This window comes from Falsiroseomonas sp., assembly GCF_041690465.1.
In the GTDB taxonomy this organism is placed as follows: Bacteria; Pseudomonadota; Alphaproteobacteria; order Acetobacterales; family Acetobacteraceae; genus Falsiroseomonas.
Window position 1 is genome coordinate 397428 of the sequence record NZ_JAWLHG010000001.1, and the last position, 18371, is coordinate 415798.

At 71.8% G+C, this 18371-nt stretch carries 18 protein-coding genes; 11 read left to right on the forward strand and 7 right to left on the reverse strand.

The genetic code is table 11. The features are described from left to right. Positions 1–134: 134 nt before the first annotated feature. Complete coding sequence (locus ACESM1_RS01960) at positions 135–1040, reverse strand: MBL fold metallo-hydrolase (RefSeq protein ID WP_372617208.1); 906 nt, start codon at positions 1038–1040, stop codon at positions 135–137. A 133-nt stretch (positions 1041–1173) separates the two neighbouring features. Here ACESM1_RS01960 and ACESM1_RS01965 point away from each other — a divergent pair, with 133 nt between their 5' ends. The 8 genes from ACESM1_RS01965 to rbfA all read left to right on the forward strand — a co-directional run bounded on the left by ACESM1_RS01965 (position 1174) and on the right by rbfA (position 9959). Then, entirely contained in the window at positions 1174–1704 is a 531-nt protein-coding gene (locus ACESM1_RS01965; protein WP_372617210.1) for a rhodanese family protein, read from the forward strand. Between the two features lie 4 nt (positions 1705–1708). Continuing rightward, on the forward strand, positions 1709–2497 hold the full coding sequence (locus ACESM1_RS01970; RefSeq protein WP_372617212.1) for a sulfite exporter TauE/SafE family protein: 789 nt from the start codon (positions 1709–1711) through the stop codon (positions 2495–2497). A gap of 89 nt (positions 2498–2586) precedes the next feature. Beyond that, positions 2587–3072, forward strand: a complete 486-nt coding sequence (locus ACESM1_RS01975; protein WP_372617214.1) for a hypothetical protein — start codon at positions 2587–2589, stop codon at positions 3070–3072. A 214-nt stretch (positions 3073–3286) separates the two neighbouring features. Continuing rightward, positions 3287–3832 carry a ribosome maturation factor RimP gene (rimP, locus tag ACESM1_RS01980; protein ID WP_372617216.1) on the forward strand — a complete coding sequence of 182 codons (546 nt, stop codon included), beginning with the start codon at positions 3287–3289 and terminating at the stop codon, positions 3830–3832. Between the two features lie 4 nt (positions 3833–3836). Next, positions 3837–5498, forward strand: a complete 1662-nt coding sequence (nusA, locus tag ACESM1_RS01985) for a transcription termination factor NusA (RefSeq protein ID WP_372617218.1) — start codon at positions 3837–3839, stop codon at positions 5496–5498. Continuing rightward, a complete protein-coding gene (locus ACESM1_RS01990) occupies positions 5464–6267 on the forward strand; it encodes an RNA-binding protein (RefSeq protein ID WP_372617220.1) in 804 nt (267 codons plus the stop codon). The genes nusA and ACESM1_RS01990 overlap by 35 nt, the downstream gene beginning before the upstream one ends. Before the next feature lie 29 nt (positions 6268–6296). Continuing rightward, on the forward strand, positions 6297–9362 hold the full coding sequence (gene infB, locus ACESM1_RS01995; protein WP_372617221.1) for a translation initiation factor IF-2: 3066 nt from the start codon (positions 6297–6299) through the stop codon (positions 9360–9362). A gap of 78 nt (positions 9363–9440) precedes the next feature. Continuing rightward, complete coding sequence (rbfA, locus tag ACESM1_RS02000) at positions 9441–9959, forward strand: 30S ribosome-binding factor RbfA (protein ID WP_372617223.1); 519 nt, start codon at positions 9441–9443, stop codon at positions 9957–9959. A gap of 53 nt (positions 9960–10012) precedes the next feature. Here rbfA and ACESM1_RS02005 read toward each other — a convergent pair whose 3' ends face one another. Then, positions 10013–11869 carry a response regulator gene (locus ACESM1_RS02005; protein WP_372617225.1) on the reverse strand — a complete coding sequence of 619 codons (1857 nt, stop codon included), beginning with the start codon at positions 11867–11869 and terminating at the stop codon, positions 10013–10015. 213 nt (positions 11870–12082) lie between these two features. Here ACESM1_RS02005 and truB point away from each other — a divergent pair, with 213 nt between their 5' ends. Both truB and rpsO read left to right on the forward strand, forming a co-directional pair. Next, positions 12083–13117: a tRNA pseudouridine(55) synthase TruB gene (gene truB, locus ACESM1_RS02010; protein WP_372617227.1), complete on the forward strand. Its 1035-nt coding sequence runs from the start codon at positions 12083–12085 to the stop codon at positions 13115–13117. Positions 13118–13139: 22 nt separating this feature from the next. After that, positions 13140–13409, forward strand: a complete 270-nt coding sequence (rpsO, locus tag ACESM1_RS02015) for a 30S ribosomal protein S15 (RefSeq protein WP_372617229.1) — start codon at positions 13140–13142, stop codon at positions 13407–13409. 69 nt (positions 13410–13478) lie between these two features. On the opposite strand, the gene ACESM1_RS02020 is transcribed toward rpsO, so the two are convergent. Both ACESM1_RS02020 and ACESM1_RS02025 read right to left on the reverse strand, forming a co-directional pair. Beyond that, positions 13479–13673 (reverse strand): CsbD family protein, encoded by a 195-nt coding sequence (locus ACESM1_RS02020; protein ID WP_372617231.1) that lies wholly within the window; start codon positions 13671–13673, stop codon positions 13479–13481. A gap of 76 nt (positions 13674–13749) precedes the next feature. Continuing rightward, on the reverse strand, positions 13750–15093 hold the full coding sequence (locus ACESM1_RS02025) for an aspartate aminotransferase family protein (RefSeq protein WP_372617233.1): 1344 nt from the start codon (positions 15091–15093) through the stop codon (positions 13750–13752). Positions 15094–15234: 141 nt separating this feature from the next. Here ACESM1_RS02025 and ACESM1_RS02030 point away from each other — a divergent pair, with 141 nt between their 5' ends. Next, on the forward strand, positions 15235–15537 hold the full coding sequence (locus ACESM1_RS02030) for a SemiSWEET family sugar transporter (protein WP_372617235.1): 303 nt from the start codon (positions 15235–15237) through the stop codon (positions 15535–15537). A gap of 43 nt (positions 15538–15580) precedes the next feature. Here the strand turns inward: ACESM1_RS02030 and ACESM1_RS02035 are convergent, their stop codons facing one another. From ACESM1_RS02035 to ACESM1_RS02045, 3 genes are read right to left on the reverse strand one after another with little or no spacing between them, the layout of a single operon-like run. Next, positions 15581–16087: a hypothetical protein gene (locus tag ACESM1_RS02035; RefSeq protein WP_372617237.1), complete on the reverse strand. Its 507-nt coding sequence runs from the start codon at positions 16085–16087 to the stop codon at positions 15581–15583. Beyond that, positions 16084–17328 carry a NupC/NupG family nucleoside CNT transporter gene (locus tag ACESM1_RS02040; RefSeq protein WP_372617239.1) on the reverse strand — a complete coding sequence of 415 codons (1245 nt, stop codon included), beginning with the start codon at positions 17326–17328 and terminating at the stop codon, positions 16084–16086. Before ACESM1_RS02040 ends, ACESM1_RS02035 begins: the two co-directional genes overlap by 4 nt. Further along, positions 17325–18353, reverse strand: a complete 1029-nt coding sequence (locus ACESM1_RS02045) for a DNA recombination protein RmuC (protein WP_372617240.1) — start codon at positions 18351–18353, stop codon at positions 17325–17327. Before ACESM1_RS02045 ends, ACESM1_RS02040 begins: the two co-directional genes overlap by 4 nt. Positions 18354–18371 lie beyond the last annotated feature (18 nt).

The following is an 18371-nucleotide window of genomic DNA, read 5'->3' on the forward strand; positions in this document are numbered from 1 at the left end:
CGACGGGCCAATGACAGGCGCGTCCGCCGCGGCGGAGAGAGTTCTCGACTTCGCCACGGCGCGGAACCAGGCGGGTCGACCCGGCCTGCGCCGCGCCCTTCCCGCAGGCATCGCCACATCGGCCGCCTGGCGCGTTACGCCGTCGCCGCGCCGCCCTTCATCTTCACCGGGATCTTCAGGTAGCGCACGCCGTTCGCCTCGGCCTCCGGGAAGCGGCCGGCGCGGATGTTCACCTGGATCGAGGGCAGCAACAGCGTCGGCGCGGCGAGCTTCGCATCGCGGCCGGTGCGGAAGGCGACGAATTCCTCCTCCGTCGTGCCATCCTTCACATGCGGGTTGTGCGCACGCTGCTCGGCCACCGTGCTCTGCCAGGCGTACTCGTCGCGGCCCGGCGCCTTGTAGTCGTGGCACATCCACAGCCGCGTCTCCGGCGGCAGCGACAGCAGCCGCTTGATCGAGCGGAACAGCGCATGCGCGTCGCCGCCGGGGAAGTCGGCGCGGGCGGTGCCGTAGTCGTGCATGAAGATGGTGTCGCCGACGAAGACGTCCGCCGGCTCCCCCGCCGCGTCCGGCGCCTGGACCTTGTAGGCGATGTCGGCCGGCGTGTGGCCGGGCAGGTGCATCACCTCGACCTCGAGGCTGCCGAGCGGGAAGCGCTCGCCATCCTTGAACAGCCGGTCGAAATCGCCGCCCTCCGGCTTCAGGTCGCGCGCGTCGAAGACCGGGCGGAAGATGCGCTGCACCTCCTTGATGTGCTCGCCGATGCCGATCGGCGCCCCGGTCTTCGCCTTGATGTAGGGCGCGGCGGTCAGGTGGTCGGCATGGGCATGGGTCTCCAGCACCCAGGCGATGGCGACGCCTTCGTCACGTGCGGCGGCGAGCAGGCGGTCGGCGAAGGCGGTGTCTGCGGAGCCCGACTTGTGGTCCCAGTCGAGCACCGGGTCGATCACCGCGCCCTGCTTCGTGGCGGGGTCCCAGACCAGGTAGCTGACGGTGTTGGTCGGCTCGTCGAAGAAGGCACGGATCTCGGGCTTCGGCATGTGTCTGTCCTCCTTGCCCCGGCCTGCGGGGTATGGGCGCAATATAGAGCTTGCATTAATAAGCACAAGCTTACATATGGACGGCACGAGGCGGGCCGCGTGGCCCGCCGCACCAGGAACCAGGGACGCAGCCATGTTGAAGACCATCGCCCCAGCCGATGCCGCCCGCCTGCTGCACGAGGAAGGTGCGACGCTGGTGGATGTGCGTGAGCCGGACGAGCACGCCCGCGCGCGCATCCCCGGCGCCCGCAACCTGCCGCTCTCCCGCCTTGAGGAGGCGGAGCTCGCGGTGCACGAGGGCAAGCCGGTGCTGTTCCACTGCCGCTCCGGCGCGCGCACCACGGGCAACGCGGCGCGGCTGGCCGCCAAGGCCGGCGGCTGCGAGGCCTATGTGGTGGAAGGCGGGCTGGAGGCCTGGAAGCGCGCCGGCCTGCCGGTCGCCGAGGACCGCCGCCAGCCGCTCGAGCTGATGCGCCAGGTGCAGATCGCCGCGGGCACGATGGTGGTGCTGGGCGTGCTGCTCGGCGCGACCGTCTCGCCGTGGTTCCATGCGCTGGCGGGCTTCGTCGGCGCGGGGCTGGTCTTCGCCGGCGTCAGCGGGACCTGCGGGCTGGCGCGTCTGCTGCGGCTGATGCCCTGGAACCGCGGCCTCGCCACGGCCTGATGCCATGCTGACGCTCTCGCTGCTGCAGACGCTGCTTGGCGGTGCCTCGGGCGTGCTGGTCGGCTTCTCGCTCGGGCTGGTGGGCGGCGGCGGCTCGATCCTGGCGGTGCCGCTGCTCGTCTACCTGGTCGGCGTGCCGGTGCCGCATCTGGCGATCGGCACCAGCGCGGTCGCGGTGGCGGCCAATGCGGCGATGAGCCTGGTGAACCATGCGCGTGCCGGCAACGTCCGCTGGCCCTGCGCCAGCGTCTTCGCCGGCACCGGGGTGGTCGGCGCCCTGCTCGGCGCCAGGCTGGGCAAGGCGGTGGATGGGCAGCTGCTGCTCGGCGCCTTCGCGGTGATGATGATCGTCGTCGCGGCGCTGATGCTGCGCCGGCGCGATACGGGCGAGGACCGCCGGGTGCGGCTCAACCGCGGCAATGCGCCGGCGCTGGTCGGCACGGGCCTGGCAGTCGGTGGGCTCTCGGGCTTCTTCGGGATCGGCGGCGGCTTCCTGATCGTGCCGGGGCTGATCCTGGCGACGGGAATGCCGATGCTGCAGGCGATCGGCACCTCGCTGGTGGCGGTGACGGCCTTCGGGCTCGCCACCGCGGGCAGCTATGCCGCGGCCGGGCTGGTGGATTGGGGGCTGGCGGGCGTCTTCGTGGCCGGCGGGCTGCTCGGCAGCACCCTAGGCGCGCGGGCGGCGAGGCGGCTGGCGCGGCGGCGCGGCCTGCTGACCCGGGTCTTTGCCGGGCTGATCCTGGTGGTCGCGGCCTACATGCTGGCGCGGAGCTTCGGGCTGGTCGGCTGAAGCGCCTGATATCGCGTAAGATCGCGATTGTGTGATTGTATGCTTCACGCTATCGTGAGGCCCTGCCTCCTCCACGCAGGGCCTCGCGCATGCAGCTGCTCCCCGCCAATGACGACCGCCCGCGCCTGCGCCGCCCGGAGGAGTTCGCCGGCGAGCGCGGCGGCTTCGCGCCGTGGTGCGGGCCGGCGGTGGTGGCCACCGCGGCCGGCGTGTCCTACGCCAGCGCCTGCGCCCTGCTCGCCCGCGTCGCGCCGGAGCGCTATCCACCGGGGCGGGAGATCGTCACCGCCTGGTGGCGCGACCTGGTCGGCGCGCTGGACCTCGCCGGCATCGGCGCCGAGCCGCGCCCGGTGGAGGGCCGCCCGACCCTGCTGCGCGCGGTGCGGCAGGGGCTGCCGGAAGGCTGGTGGCTGACGCGCGTGACCGACCATTTCTGCCTGCTACGCGTCGCCCGGCAGGGCCATGCGGAGGTGTTCGACAACCGCCTGCATGCCGAACCGCTCTCGGTCCGCGCGCATGGCCGCCGCCGGGTGACCCACCTGGCCCGGGTGCCCGCCCCGCCGGGCGCCGAGTAGGCCGCGATCGCCCTGGGCGCGCGCAGCGCAGCTGGGCCCACCAGGGCGTGAATCGCCGGCGGCTGCCCGGCCGCCAGAACGCGCTTGCCGCCGGCAACATGGCGGCCTATATGACGGCGTGAGATCGCTTTCCGTCGTACCGGAGGGTGGCCCCGAAAGGGCCGCCTTTTTTGTTGGTCCCCTTCCCGGCGACGGCAGGCGCAAGATGCAGCGCATGACCGAATCCGACACCCTCCCTGCCGAAGACGACCTGCCCCGCCATGAGGGGCTGGAGGCGCGCATCGCCGGCGCCATCCTGCCGAGCCTGCGCCAGCTGGGCTACGAGCTCGTGCGCGTGCAGGTCAGCGGCAAGGAGCGTCCGACCGTGCAGGTCATGGCCGACCGCGCCGACGGCGCGCCCTTCCTGGTCGAGGATTGCGAGACCATCAGCCACGCCATCGGCGCCGTGCTGGACGTGGAAGACCCGATCCGGGGCGAATGGATGCTGGAGGTGTCCTCCCCCGGCATCGACCGCCCGCTGACCCGGGCCAAGGATTGGAACCGCTTCGCCGGCCACGTCGCCACGGTGGAACTCGTGGTGCCGCAGGAGGGGCGGAAGCGCTTCAAGGGCATCGCCCTCGGCGCCGATGCCGAAATGGCGCGGCTGAAGCTGGAGGATGGGAACGAGATCGCCTTCCCGCGGGGCAACATCCGCAGGGCGAAGCTCGTGCTCACCGATGAACTGATCGCCGCGACCGCGGCCACCAACCCGAGGAACTGAGACCATGGCCCTCGATGTCGCCATCGCACGCCCCGAGCTGCTGCAGGTCGCCGACGCCGTCGCGCGCGAGAAGATGATCGAGCGCGAGGAAGTGCTGGAGGCGATGGAGCAGGCCATCCAGAAGGCCGGCCGCGCCAAATACGGCCATGAGAAGGACATCCGCGCCGTCATCGACCGCAAGACCGGCGAGGTGAAGCTCTCCCGCTGGACCGAGGTGGTGGAGGCCGAGCCGGTGGAGAACGAGGCGACGCAGCTCTCCTTGCGCATCGCCCAGAAGATCCGCCCCGGCATCGCGGTGGGCGAGTTCATCGTGGATCCCCTCCCGCCGATCGATTTCGGCCGCATCGCCGCCCAGACCGCCAAGCAGGTGATCGTGCAGCGCGTGCGCGAGGTGGAGCGCAGCAAGCAGTACCACGAATACAAGGACCGCGTCGGCGAGATCATCAACGGCGTCGTCAAGCGCACCGAATACGGCAACCTGATGGTGGACCTGGGCCGCGCCGAAGCCCTGCTGCGCCGCGACGAGACGATCCCGCGCGAGGCCTTCAAGAACGGCGACCGCGTGCGCGCCTACATCTACGACGTGCGCGAGGAACCGCGCGGCCCGCAGATCTTCCTCTCCCGCACGCATCCCGGCTTCCTGGCGAAGCTCTTCGCGCAGGAAGTGCCGGAGATCTACGACGGCATCATCGAGATCAAGGCGGTCGCCCGCGACCCCGGCAGCCGCGCCAAGATGGCGGTGATCAGCCGCGACAGCAGCATCGACCCGGTCGGCGCCTGCGTCGGCATGCGGGGTTCCCGCGTGCAGGCGGTGGTGCAGGAGCTGCAGGGCGAGAAGATCGACATCATTCCCTGGTCGCCCGACCAGGCCACCTTCATCGTCAACGCCCTCGCCCCGGCCGAAGTGTCGAAGGTGGTGCTGGACGACGAGGGACGCCGCGTGGAAGTGGTGGTGCCTGACGACCAGCTCTCGCTGGCCATCGGCCGCCGCGGCCAGAATGTGCGCCTTGCATCGCAGCTCACGCGCTACGACATCGACATCCTGACCGAGGCCGAGGAAAGCGAGCGCCGGCAGGAGGATTTCCGCAAGCGCAGCGGCCTGTTCGTAGAAGGCCTCGACGTGGACGACGTGATCGCCGGCCTGCTGGTGACCGAGGGCTTCGGCTCCGTCGAGGAAATCGCCAATGTCGATGACGAGGAACTCGCCGGCATCGAGGGCTTCGACGAGAACATCGCCGGCGAGCTGAAGCGCCGCGCCGCCGCCTTCCTCGAGAAGCGCGACGGCGAGCTGGACGAGAAGCGCCGCGAGATGGGCGTCGAGGATGCGGTGGCGGAGGTCGGCGGGTTCTCGCCGGCGATGCTGGTCGCCCTCGGCGAGAAGGGCGTGAAGTCGCTCGAGGACCTGGCCGATCTCGCCGGCGACGAGCTGGTGGAGATCCTCGGCGCCGATGCGGTGGACGAGGAGACGGCGAACGCGGTGATCATGGCGGCCCGCCAATCCGCCGGCTGGTTCGGCGACGAGCCGCTGGAAACCGGCGGCGAGGACGAGGCCCAGCCCGAGGCGGGCGAGGCCATGACCGAAGAGGCGGTGTCCGACGAGGACGGGGCGCAGCCCATGGAGGGCGAGGCCAGTGACGGGGAGGCGGACGACGCGCGCGGCAGCTGACATCACGAATCCTGGAGCGGACCCTGGGTCGGCGCCGGAGGCGGAGACGGATGAGGAGGCCGAGCGCGGCCCCTTCCGCCGCTGTCTCGTCACGCGTGAGCGGTTGCCGAAGGAGGCGATGATCCGCTTCGTGCTGGATCCCGACCGGAATGTGGTGCCGGATCTCGCGGAACGGCTGCCGGGCCGGGGAATGTGGTTGAGCGCGAGGGCCGATGTGATAGAACAGGCCGCGCGCCGCGGGGCCTTTGCGAAGGCGTCCCGCGGCGAGGTGCATGTGCCCCCCGAGCTTCGCGCACGCATCGAGGACGGCCTTCGGGGGCGCGTCCGCGACCTCATCGGCTTCGCGCGGCGCGCCGGGCAGGCGGTGAGTGGCTGGCACTCGGCCAGGGAATGGCTGCAGGTCGGCCGCGCCGGGTTGCTGGTGCAGGCGGCGGATGGCAGCCCGGCCGAGAAGGCCCGGCTGGTGGGCCATCGCCAGGTGCCGGTGGTTGCGCCGCTCGATGCGGCGCAGCTCGGCTTGCCGTTCGGGCGGGACCGGGCGGTGCATGTGGCCATCGCCTCCGGGCGGTTGGCGGAACGGATCGCGGCGGAAGCCGCCAGGCTGGCCGGGGTCGTCCAGGGGGGCGTCCCCGGGGCCGGAAACGACGGAGCCACGCAACCGCGTGGCGGCCGCAGGCCGGGCGACAACCCGGCGCGGCATGAGGATCATCGCGGCCCGCGGGCCGCGAAGCAGACCCGCCGCGACGGCGCGGCTGGGATGGCGAAATGACAGACGAGAGATCGGGTTCGGATCGGCGGATGAGCGACCAGAACGACCAGGATGCAGGCAAGGGCCGGCTTTCGCTCCGGCCGGGCGGACGCCTGGACCTGGGCAAGACCGTGGACGCGGGCAGCGTGCGGCAGTCCTTCAGCCACGGGCGCAGCAAGGTGGTGCAGGTGGAGGTGCTGAAGAAGCGCACCGGCGCCGGCACGCCCGCGCCCAAGCCGGGCGCAGCAGGCCCCACCGCGAAGCCATTGGGCGGGCCGAGCAAGTCCGCCGGGAGCGGATCGGCGCAGCCGGCGGGCAAGCCCGCCGCGGGCGCCGCGCGCCCGCTCACCCAGGCCGAGATCGCCACCCGCCAGCGCGTGCTCGAGGAGCAGCGCAAGGCCGAGGCCGCGCGCCAGCGCGAGGAGCGCGAGCGCCAGGCGCTGATGGTGCGCTCCGCCGCCGAGGAGGCCGCGCGCCGCGCCGAAGATGAGCGCCGCCGCGCCGAGGAGGAGGAGGACGCGCGCCGAGAGGCCGCCGCCGAGGCCCGTCGTCGCGCCGCGGAGGAGCCTGTCTCCCGCCAGGCCGAAGCGCCGGCCGCCGCGCCGGCGGAGGCGCCCCCGCCTGCCGAGCCCTCTGCCGAGCCGTCGGCCGAGGCCCCGCCGCCGCGCCCCGCCGCGCCGGTCGAGGGTCCGTCCGTCGCGGCCCCGCCGCCGCGCCCCGTCCCGCTGGCCGCACGCGCCGACTACGCGCCGGTGCAGCGCCGCGACGCGCCCAGCGGTCCGCGCCGTGACGAAGGCTATGGCGCGCCCCGGCGCGACGCGCCGAGCGGCCCGCGCCGCGATGGCCCGCCCTTGCCCCCGCGCCGCGACGGCCCGCCGCCGCGCCTTGGCGAGGGGCCGCGTCCGGCCGGGGGTGGCTATGCCCGCTCCGGCCCGGGCGGTCCCGGTGGTCCGGGCGCCGGTGCGCGCCCGGCCGGTGGTGCCCCGCTGCGCAGCGGCCGCCCCGGCCCGGTGCCGACCGGCTTCGGCGCGCCGCGCCGCCCGGCTGGTCCCGGCGCCGGCCTGCCGCCGGCGGCGCCATCGGCCGACACGCCCTCCAAGCTGACGCTGCGGGCGCGCGACGACGATCGCCGCCGCTCCGGCATGGGCCCGGACGCGAAGAAGGGCGGCACCCCGGTGCCGGTCAAGAAGAACACCATGGCCGGTCCCGGCCGCCGTGAGGGCCGCATCGACATCGGCGCCGCGATCGAGGGCGAGGACGAGCGCACGCGCTCCATCGCCTCCATCCGCCGCGCGCGTGAGCGCGAGCGCCGGCAGCAGGAGCTCGCCCGCCTGCGCTCCGGCGCGGAGCGCGTGGTGCGCGACGTGGTGGTGCCCGAGACGATCACCGTGCAGGAACTCGCCAACCGCATGGCCGCCCGTGGCGGCGAGGTGGTGAAGGCGCTGTTCCGCATGGGCGTGATGGCCACGCTGACCCAGTCCATCGACGCCGACACGGCGGAGCTGGTGGTGCAGGAATTCGGCCACCGCATCCGCCGGGTCGCCGAGGGCGACGTGGAGATCGGCCTGGAGGGCATGCAGGACGAGGCGGAGGCGCTGCTGCCGCGTCCGCCGGTGGTCACCATCATGGGCCATGTCGATCACGGCAAGACCAGCCTGCTGGATGCGCTGCGCAAGGCCGATGTCGCCGCCCGCGAGGCTGGCGGCATCACCCAGCACATCGGCGCCTACCAGGTGGCCCTGCCGACCGGCGAGCGCGTGACCTTCATCGACACGCCGGGCCACGAGGCCTTCACCGCCATGCGTGCGCGCGGCGCCGGCGTGACCGACATGGTCGTCCTGGTGGTCGCCGCGGATGACGGCGTGATGCCGCAGACGATCGAGGCGATCAGCCATGCGCGGGCGGCGAACGTCCCGCTCATCGTGGCGATCAACAAGATCGACAAGCCCGGCGTGAACCCCGATCGCGTGCGGCAGGAACTGCTGCAGCACGAGATCGTGGTGGAAAGCCTGGGCGGCGAGACGCAGGAGATCGAGGTCTCGGCGACGCAGAAGACCAACCTCGACAAGCTGCTGGAAGCGATCCAGCTGCAGGCCGAGATCCTCGACCTGCGCGCCAACCCCGACCGCGCCGGCGAGGGCACCGTGATCGAGAGCAAGCTCGACCGCGGCCGCGGCCCGGTGGCGACCGTGCTGGTGCAGCGCGGCACGCTGAAGCAGGGCGACATCGTGGTGGCCGGCGCCGAATGGGGCCGGGTGCGCGCGATGCTCGACGACAAGGGCCGCCAGGTGAAGGAGGCCGATCCCTCGCTGCCGGTGGAGATCCTCGGCCTGTCGGGCGTGCCCGCGGCCGGCGAGACCTTCGTCGCGGTGGAGGACGAGGTCCGCGCCCGCGAGATCAGCGAGTTCCGCACCCGCAAGAACCGCGAGAAGCAGGTGGCGGCGATCAGCGCCGGCCGCGGCAGCCTCAACGACATGCTCGCCCGCATCCAGGCCGGCGCGCAGAAGGAAGTGGCGGTCGTCGTCAAGGCCGACGTGCAGGGCTCTTCGGAAGCCATTTCCGTGACGCTCGGCAAGATCGGCAACGAGGAGGTGAAGGTCCGCGTGCTGCTGAGCGCGGTGGGCCAGATCACCGAATCCGACGTGCAGCTGGCCAAGGCCTCCGACGCGGTGATCGTGGCGTTCAACGTCCGCGCCACGACGCAGGCGCGCGAGCTGGCGCAGCGCGAGGGCGTGGACATCCGCTACTACTCGATCATCTACCAGGTGGCCGACGACATCGAGACGCTGGTGCGCGGCAAGCTGGCGCCGGTGCAGCGCGAGAAGTTCCTGGGCTACGCGCAGATCCTGCAGGTGTTCGAGGTCAAGCGGCTGGGCAACGTGGCGGGTTGCCGCGTGACGGAAGGCGTGGTGCGCCGCGGCGCCGGCGTGCGGCTGCTGCGCGACGGCGTGGTGATCCACCAGGGCGAGCTCAGCACGCTGCGCCGCTTCAAGGATGACGTGAAGGAAGTGACGTCCGGCTACGAATGCGGCATGGGCTTCGCGAACTACAACGACATCCGCGTCGGCGACCAGATCGAGTGCTACGAGACGGAGACGGTGGCGGCCGAACTGTAAGGCTTCGCCACCCGGATTGGACTGGCGGGGGGCGCGGCCGCGAGGACCGCGCCTTTCGAGTTTGAAGGAGGCCCAGGGATGGCCCGCAAGCATGCCGCGCAGGACGGCGACGAGCGCAGCAGGACCCGCCGCGGCGACAAGTCATCCGCGCCCGCTGGCTCGCCCCGTGGGGAGAAGGCATCCGCACCCCGCCGGAGCGACGCGCCTCTCGGCCCGAGCCAGCGCCAGCTGCGCGTTGCGGAGGAGGTGCGGCACGCGCTCGCCGCCGTCTTCGCGCGCGAGGAATTCCGTGATCCCGACCTGCACGACCTGCATGTGACGGTGACGGAGGTGCGCGCCTCGCCCGACCTCAAGCACATGACGGCCTTCGTCAGCGGCCTCGGCCGCGACCTGACGGAGGCGCAGTTCGCCGGGCTGCGGCGCGTCTCGCCCTTCCTGAAGCGCCAGGTCGCGCAGGCGGTGCGGCTGAAATACGCGCCGGATCTGCATTTCCAGCCGGACACCGCGCTGGACTACGCGTTCAAGATCGACGCGGTGCTGAAGCGGCCGGAGGTGCAGCGGGACCTGGCGCCGCGCCAGGAGGACGCGGAGGACTGATCCAGCCCCCGACGCCGGCGCTGGCGTGGCTGGCGCCAGGGCCCGGATCGGATTCAGGCGGACGAGGCTTCCGCCCATTCCTCCGCGCGGCGCAGCGCGGCCATCAGGGCGGCGCGGTCGAGCGGCTTGGCCAGGTGGCCGTCCATGCCGGCGGCAAGGCACTGCGCGACCTGGTCGCGCAGCGCGTCTGCCGTGAGCGCGATGATCGGTACGTGCCGGCCGGCCCCGTCGAGCGCGCGGATGCGCCTCGTCGCCTCCAGGCCGTCGATGCCGGGCATGTGCACATCCATCAGCACCAGGTCGAACTCGCCCTGCCGGACCGCCTCGACGGCCTCCGCGCCGTCCGACGCCAGCTCGACCGCATGGCCCGCGCCCTCCAGCAGGACACGCGCCACCAGCCGGTTCGCCGCGACGTCGTCCACCACCAGCACGCGGCGGGGCGGCACGGATGACAGCGCTCCGACGGGCGCCGCGGGCGCGAGCTCCGACACTGAGGCCCAACCGGCGGCAGCCTCCTCCAGCGGCAATTCGAGCCAGAACAGGCTGCCGTGGCCATCCGGGGCGGTGGTGCAGCCGATGTGCCCGCCCATCGCCTTGGCCAGCGCGGCCGAGATGGCAAGGCCGAGGCCCGCCCCACCGAACTCCTGCCCGGGCGAGGGCTCGAGCTGGGTGAAGTCGCGGAACAGCAGCGCGCGCCGGTCGGGCGGAATGCCGGGGCCGGTATCGGAGATTTCGAGCCTGAGCCCCCCGGCCTGCGCCCTGCGCAGCGCATGCAGGCGGACCTCGCCGCCCGCTGGCGTGAACTTCACCGCGTTGGAGAGCAGGTTGAGGACCATCTGGCGAAGCCGTGTCTCGTCGCCCAGCACGGCTTCAGGCGCATCGGGTGCCAGAGCGTGCCGCAGCGCGATGCCCTTCGCCTCCGCCTGCGGCCGCACCAGGGAGGCGCAGCCCTCCACGAAGGCGAGCAGGGCGACAGGGCTGCGCCTGAGCCGTAGCTTCCCCGCCTCGACGGCCGCCAGGTCCAGCACGTCGTTGGCGACCGCCAGCAGATGGCGGCCGGCTCGTTCGAGCGTCGCGGCCTGCTCCCGCTGGTCGGCGGTGAGCCGGGGATCCCGCGCCAGCACCTGCGCCAGGCCGAGCACGCTGTTCAGCGGCGTGCGCAGCTCGTGGCTCATCCGCGCCAGGAAGCGCGACTTCGCCTCGCTCGTCCTCGTGGCCGCGTCGCGTGCCGCGACCAGGGTCTGATGCGAATGCGCCTCCGCCCGTTCCTTCGCCATGGCCAGCAGTGCGAAGGCCATGCCGATCATCTTGAGCAGCGTCTCCAGCATCAGGAACTCGAACCAGGGGCCGGCGGGAAACGCGGGCCCTGCCACGGGCATCGGCCACACCACGAGGAGCGGCACGCGCACGGCGCAGACCGTGCCCTGCAGGAGAAGCAGCACGATGGCGACCCATCGTGACGCGAGCGGCACCGGCTGCTCCCGCCACAGCTCGGCCGCGGCGGCGAAGTTGTAGGCGGCCAGCAGCGTCGTGATCAGCGCCAGCCGGAGGTCGGGGGAGGCGTGGAAGGCGGGCACCTGACAGGCGGCGAGCCAGACCGCTGGCCCGATCCCGATGGCGGCCGGCGAGGTGCGGCGCCCGGCGAAGGCGCGCGCGGTGGACCACATCAGTGCGGCGGCGCCCAGCAGCAGCGCGTTCGCGACATCGATGGAAACGAAGCCGGGCACCTTGCCCCGGGCGCCGAGAAGGATCACCGCTACCGCGGCGAGCAGCTGGCCGACGCCGTACCGCGCCAGGCCCGGGACTCCGCGGCTTTCGCGCCCGATGGCGAGGAACAGGACGCCCAGGAGCGCGGATGTGGCGCTGATCGCCACGAGAAGGGTCGGTACGTCGAGGCGCAAGGCGATCATCCGCTCCGGGCAAGCACCGGGTCCGGCACAGTGGCGAGTCGGGAGCCAACACGCAATCGGGGGTTGTCATGGCGGAGGACGGTGCGCGGGGCGAGGCGTATCGGATGCCCCGACCTTCGCATCGCGAGACACGCCCGGGGAAAAGAACCTCCCGGCGCGGCCTTCGCCGGCGGCTGAAGCCGTGCTAGCCCGCGCGCTCTTCCGGAGCAGGCGATGAGCGAGAGAATGGACCGCGGCGGGCGAGGCCGTCCCGGCGGTGGCGGCGGCCATGGCGGTGGACGCGGGCGCAGGCCCAACCGCAAGCCGAAGGGCCGGAAGCTGGATGGCTGGCTGATCGTGGACAAGCCCTCCGGCATCGGCTCGACCGATGTGGTGAACAAGGTGAAGCGGCTGTTCGAGGCGCAGAAGGCGGGCCATGGCGGCACGCTCGATCCGCTCGCGACAGGCCTGCTGCCGGTCGCCTTCGGCGCCGCGACCAAGACCGTCCCCTATGTGATGGACGGCACCAAGACCTATCGCTTCACGCTGAAGTTCGGCGAGGCGCGCGACACCGACGACGCCGATGGCAAGGTGATCGGGACCTCCGATGCGCGTCCGACGGACGAGCAGATCAACGCCGCCCTGCCCGCCTTCCGCGGCGACATCATGCAGGTGCCGCCGATCTATTCCGCCATCAAGATCGCCGGCGAGCGCGCCTATGACCTCGCGCGCGAAGGCCAGGCGGTGGAGATCGCACCGCGCCCGGCCCGCGTGGACCGCTTCGAACTGATCGAGCGGCCGGATGCGGACACTGCCATCTTCCACGTCGAATCCGGCAAGGGCGTCTACATGCGGTCGCTGGCGCGCGACCTGGCGAAGGCCTGCGGGACGGTGGGGCATATCGCAGCCCTGCGCCGGCTGCGGGTCGGACCCTTCCTGGAGCAGCACGGGATTCCGCTGGACAGGCTGATCGGTTCGGGCGATACGCCGCCTCCTTCCCCGGACCTTCTGCTCCCGGTTACGACCGCGCTGGCCGACATCCCGGCACTGGCCGTCACCGAAGCCGAGGCCACCCGCCTCTTCCAGGGCCAGGCGTTGAGCCTGGTGGACCTGATGGGCCGGGTTCCGGACGCTGCCGACCCTGATGGCGGGTTGGTGCGCGCCATGGCGGGGGAGCGCCTGATCGGCCTCTGCCGGCTTGCGGACGGGTGGATGCAGCCCGAAAGGCTGCTCACCGGCCCCGGCGGCGGTTTCGAGGGCGTGGACTGAACCCTCACGCGAAGGATACGCGATGTCGATGAATACGGAGCAGCGCGCGGCGCTGATCAAGGATTACGCCACCAAGCCTGGCGACACCGGCAGCCCGGAGGTGCAGGTGGCGCTGCTCTCAGCCCGGATTTCCGAGCTCACCGAGCACCTCAAGGCGCATCCGAAGGACTTCCACAGCCGGCGCGGCCTGCTGGTGCTGGTCGGCCAGCGGCGTGGCCTGCTGGACTACCTCAAGAAGAAGAACCAGTCGCGCTACGAGGGCCTGATCGGGCGCCTCGCCCTGCGCCGCTGAGCCCAGGCTTCGGGCACGAAAAAGGCCGGGAGGGTCGCCCCTCCCGGCCTTTCTCATGTCAGGGCCGGTTCAGACCCGGTCCTTGCCGTCCACCATGTCACGCGCGGCGTCCTTGGTCTCGCCGACCTTCTCCTGGACGTGGCCCTTGGCCTTGTCCTTGTGGCCTTCGGCTTCCATCCGCTCGTTCCCGGTCATCTCGCCAGCGGACTTCTTCACCTCGCCCTTGATCTTGTTGCCCATACCCTTCAGGCGATCCTTGTCCATGTCGCGCTCCCTTTTTCTCAACCGCGGCGCAATTGCCGCGTCAGGGAGGTAAACGCAGCGGACGGGTTTGGGTTCGTCAGGCGGGCGGCAGCCCGCCCAGCGCCGCCTCCACCGCGTCCCCGAAGCGGTGCACGATCGTCTCCACCTGCTCGGCGGTGACGATGTAGGGCGGCGCGAGGATCACATGGTTGCCGCGCCTGCCGTCAAGGGTGCCGCCCATCGGGTAGCAGGCCAGCCCGCGCTCATAGGCCTGCATCTTCACCCGCTCATGCAACTGCAGCGAGGGATCGAAGGGCGCCTTGGTCGCGCGGTCGGTGACGAACTCCACCGCCCAGAACAGGCCGCGGCCGCGGATGTCGCCGACATGGCGATGGTTGCCGAGGCGCTCGGTCAGCCGCTTCTCCAGCAGCGCGCCCATGGCGGTGACGTTGTCCAGCAGCTTCTCCTCGCGGATCACCCGCTGCACGGCGAGCGCCGCGGCGGCGGCGACGGGATGCGCCTGGTAGGTGTGGCCATGCATGAAGGCGCCGGAACCATCGCGGATCGCCGCTACCACATGGCCGGCGATGAGGATGCCGCCGATCGGCTGGTAGCCGCCGCCGAGGCCCTTGGCGACCACCTGGATGTCGGGGGCCACGCCTTCCTGCTCCCAGGCATGCATGGTGCCGGTGCGGCCCATGCCGCACATCACCTCGTCCAGGATCAGCAGCGCGCCGTGCCGGTCGCAGATGGCGCGCATCGCCTTGAAGTAGCCGGGCAGCGCGGTGACGCAGCCGAGCGTGGCGCCGACCACGGGCTCCGCGATGAAGGCCGCCACGTTCTGGGGGCCGAGGCGCTGGAACTCCGCCTCCAGCTCGGCGGCGAGGCGGGCGACGTACTCGTCATCCGTCTCCTCGTCGCTTCGGTCGCGGTAGGCGTAGCAGGGCGAGACATGGCTGAAGGCGTCGGCCAGGATCGGCATGTAGAGCGCGCGGCGCATCGCGTTGCCGGAAGCCGCCAGCGCGCCGAGGGTATTGCCGTGGTAGCTCTGCCGCCTGGCGATGAAGCGGCTGCGCTGGGGCTGGCCGTGTTCCACGTGAAACTGCCGGGCGAGCTTCAGCGCGGCTTCCGTCGCCTCGCTGCCGGAGGAGCAGAGATAGAGGTGGGACAGCCCGCCCGGCTCGCCTTCCAGCACCAGGTCGGCCAGCTGTTCCGCGCTTTCGCAGGAATAGAGCGCAGTGTGGGCGTAGCAGAGCTTCTCCTCCTGCGCCCGCATCGCCGCCAGTACGCGCGGATGGCCGTGCCCGAGGCAGGCGACGGCCGCGCCGCCGGAGCCGTCGATCACGGTCTTCCCGTTGGAATCGCGGATGAAGATGCCCTCGCCGCTGAGGGCCAGCGGCGGATCGGCGCGGAGGTTGCGTTGGAGGAGGCGGCTGCGCATGACGGCATCATGTCACGACCGGCGCGGCGCGGAAATGCGGCCGGCGGCCATTCCGCGCCATGGCGGAACCGCGATGGCCCCCGCCTGTTCCGGCACGGCGCGGCCGCGCCATCGCCGCGCATGTGCCGGAGGAGAACCGCCTTGGATGCCGCGAGCCTCGTCGGGGCCGCCGCGACGCTCTGCTCGGTGTCGAGCTTCGCCCCGCAGGCCTGGAAGATCATCCGCACCCGCGATGCCTCCGGTATTTCCACCAGGATGTATGTCATCACGGTGGTCGGCTTCTCGCTCTGGCTGGCCTATGGGGTGCTGCTCGGGCAGTGGCCGCTGATCCTGACGAACGGAACCTGCCTGCTGCTCTCGGGCCTCATCCTGGTCATGAAGCTCCTGCCGCGCCGGCAGCGCGCGGCGGTCGCCGAGGCGCTGCTGCCGGGCGGCAGCGATTAGGGCGTGGTCAATAGTGCCGCGGCCGCGCCTGTAAGGCATCAAGTCAACGGCCGGCTCCCGACAAATGCCGACGTATCTCAGCTTCGGCGCGGCCGACATCCGGGATGCCAAGCATGGATTCCCAGAAGCCGCTCTCGTAGTCGTTCTCATTCGGCTCACGATGGCGGATGGAGAGATCTCCGCTGCCGTCGGGATGGCGGTGGGTCTCGAGTGCGGCAATATTTGGGAAGGTCACCGACCGCAGAGCATGCCCGCCGGCCCTCTGCCGCAAGACAACCACGCGCGTGGTCGTTATCGCCAGGACGGTCCGCGCTGCACGGCAACTCATGATGATGGGAAGGAACATGAACAGCATACCGAATGCGACGAAGGGAAGTGCAATCACGAACGGCGTGTCGCCGCGCATAGAGCCGAGAAGCGGCAACGCTGCGCAAGCCAGTCCGAACAGCGCGTGAACGAGGAACGCTGCGCCGGTCCGGCGCGGATTTGGCTGCCCGCTCCAAACGAGCTGCTCGCTCTCCGTCAAGCAGTTAAGCAGAACGTCCTTCACGGCGCGGTCAACAGCCCGACCACCGCGCCCGTCATGCAGCAGGCGATGGTCCCGCTCACCAGCGCCGGCAGGCCGAGCTTCACGATATCCGCCCGTCGCTCCGGGCACATCGCCACCATCCCGCCCAGCATGATCCCGACCGAGCCGAGGTTGGAGAAGCCGCACAGCGCATAGGTCAGGATCAGCCGCGAACGGACGTCGAGCCCCAGCCCGCCCGACATTCCCAATTCCAGGTACGCCACGAACTCGTTCACCACGAGCTTGGTGCCAAGCGAGCCCGCCACCGTCATCGCCTGCTCCGCCGGCACGCCCATGGCGAAGGCGACGGGCCAGAAGACGAAGGCGGCAAGGCGCTGCAGCGTCAGGCCGGTGAGCGGCTCCACCGCCATGTTCACCAGCGCCACCAGCGCCACGAAGACGATCAGCATCGCCATGATGCCGAGCAGCAATTGCAGCCCGTCCATGGTCCCGCGCACCAGTGCCTCCATCGCGCCGTCGTAGATGCGCGGCGCCTCGGGCTCGGACGCAAGCACCACATCCTCGCGTGCGGGCGGGATCATCAGCAGCGCGACCAGCACGGCGGCCGGCGCCGAGACGAGGCTGGCGGTGAGCAACTGCCCCGCCGCATCCGGCACGACCGGCGCGATGAACAGTGCATAGACTACCAGCGTGTTGCCGCTGATCGTGGCCAGCCCTGCCGTCATCACCACGAACAGCCCGCTGCGCGACAGGCCCGCGAGCCAGGGACGCACCAGCAGCGGCGCCTCCACCATGCCGACGAAGACGTTCGCCGCCGTGGCGAAGCCGGTGGCGCCGTCCACGCCGAAGGCGCGCTTCAGCAGGCGCGACATCAGCCCGACCAGGAAGGGCAGCACGCGCCAGTGATACAGCAGGGCGGAGAGCGCGCCGACCACCAGCACCAGCGGCAGCGCCTGGAAGAACAGGATGAAGCTCGAGCCCGGCACCTTCTCGTCGAAGGGCAGCGGCGCGCCGAGATAGCCGAACACCAGCGACGTGCCCTGCCGCGTCGCCGCCGCCAGTGCGTTCACCGCATCGCCGAACACCGCGAACACCCCGCGCAGCATGGGCAGATGCAGCAGCAGCGCGGCGGTAAGCAATTGCAGCCCGAGCCCCGCCGCGACGACGCGCCAGGAGATGCCCCGACGGAATCCGCCGAGCGCCCAGGCGAGCGCACAGAGCGCCAGCAGGCCGAAGCCCGATTGCAGTTGCAGCGCGCTCACTCGGCAGCCTTCAGCGGCGGGTCGTCGGGGATGTCGAGGGCGCGGATCGCCTCGCCGCGCGCGGCGATCTTGCCGGCGCTGGTCTCGATCTCGCGCATGTCCTGCGCCATCGCGGCGTGGTGCCCGCGCAGCGCGGCGACGCGGCGTTCCAGCCGCGAGGTCTCCTCCGCCAGCTTCTCCACCTCGGCGCGGATCCGTCGCGCCTCCGATTGCAGGCGTGCGTCACGCAGCAGGCCGCGCATGGTGTTGAGCACCGCCCAGAGCGTGGAGGGGCCGACGATGTGCACGCCGCGCCGCGCCGCCTCCGCCACCAGGTCGGCGAGTTCCGCATGCAGCGCCGCATGCACCGCCTCGGAGGGCAGGAACATCAGCGCGCCCTCCGCCGTCTCGCCGGGGAGGATGTACTTCCCCGCGATGTCGCCGACATGCCGGCGCACGTCGTTGGCGAAGCGCTTGCGGGCGAGCTCGCGGGTGCCGGGCGTCGCGGCGTCCTGCCAGGCGGCCCAGGCCTCCAGCGGGAACTTGCTGTCCACCGCGATCGGCCCGGGCGGGAAGGGCAGCAGCAGCAGGCAGTCGCAGCGCGTGCCGTTGGAGAGCGTGTGCTGCCAGGCGAAGCCGCCGGCGGGCAGGCGGTCCGCCACCAGCGCGCGCAGCTGCACCTCGCCGAGTGCGCCGCGCGCCTGCTTGTTGCCGAGCACGGCGGCGAGCGACGTCACCTGTCCGCCCAGCGCTTCCAGGTTGGCCCGCGCGGCGTCGATCACCGCCAGGCGCTGCTGGATGGCGCCCGCCGTCTCCTGCGTGCGTTCGGCGGCGGCGTCGAGCCGGGTTGCCAGCGTGCGCTCCTGCTCGCGCAGCCGGTCCTCGGTGCGGGCGGCGAGGCGCTCCTGCGCGGCGGCCAGCGCCTCGATCGTGGCGGAGAGGCGAGCCAGCGCATCGCCATGGCGGCCCCGCTGCGCGGCGAGCAGCAGCAGCCCCGCCAGCAGCACGGCGAGGGCGATCAGCGCGGGCGGCAGCCAATCCGGCACATTCGGGTTCCCGAGTCG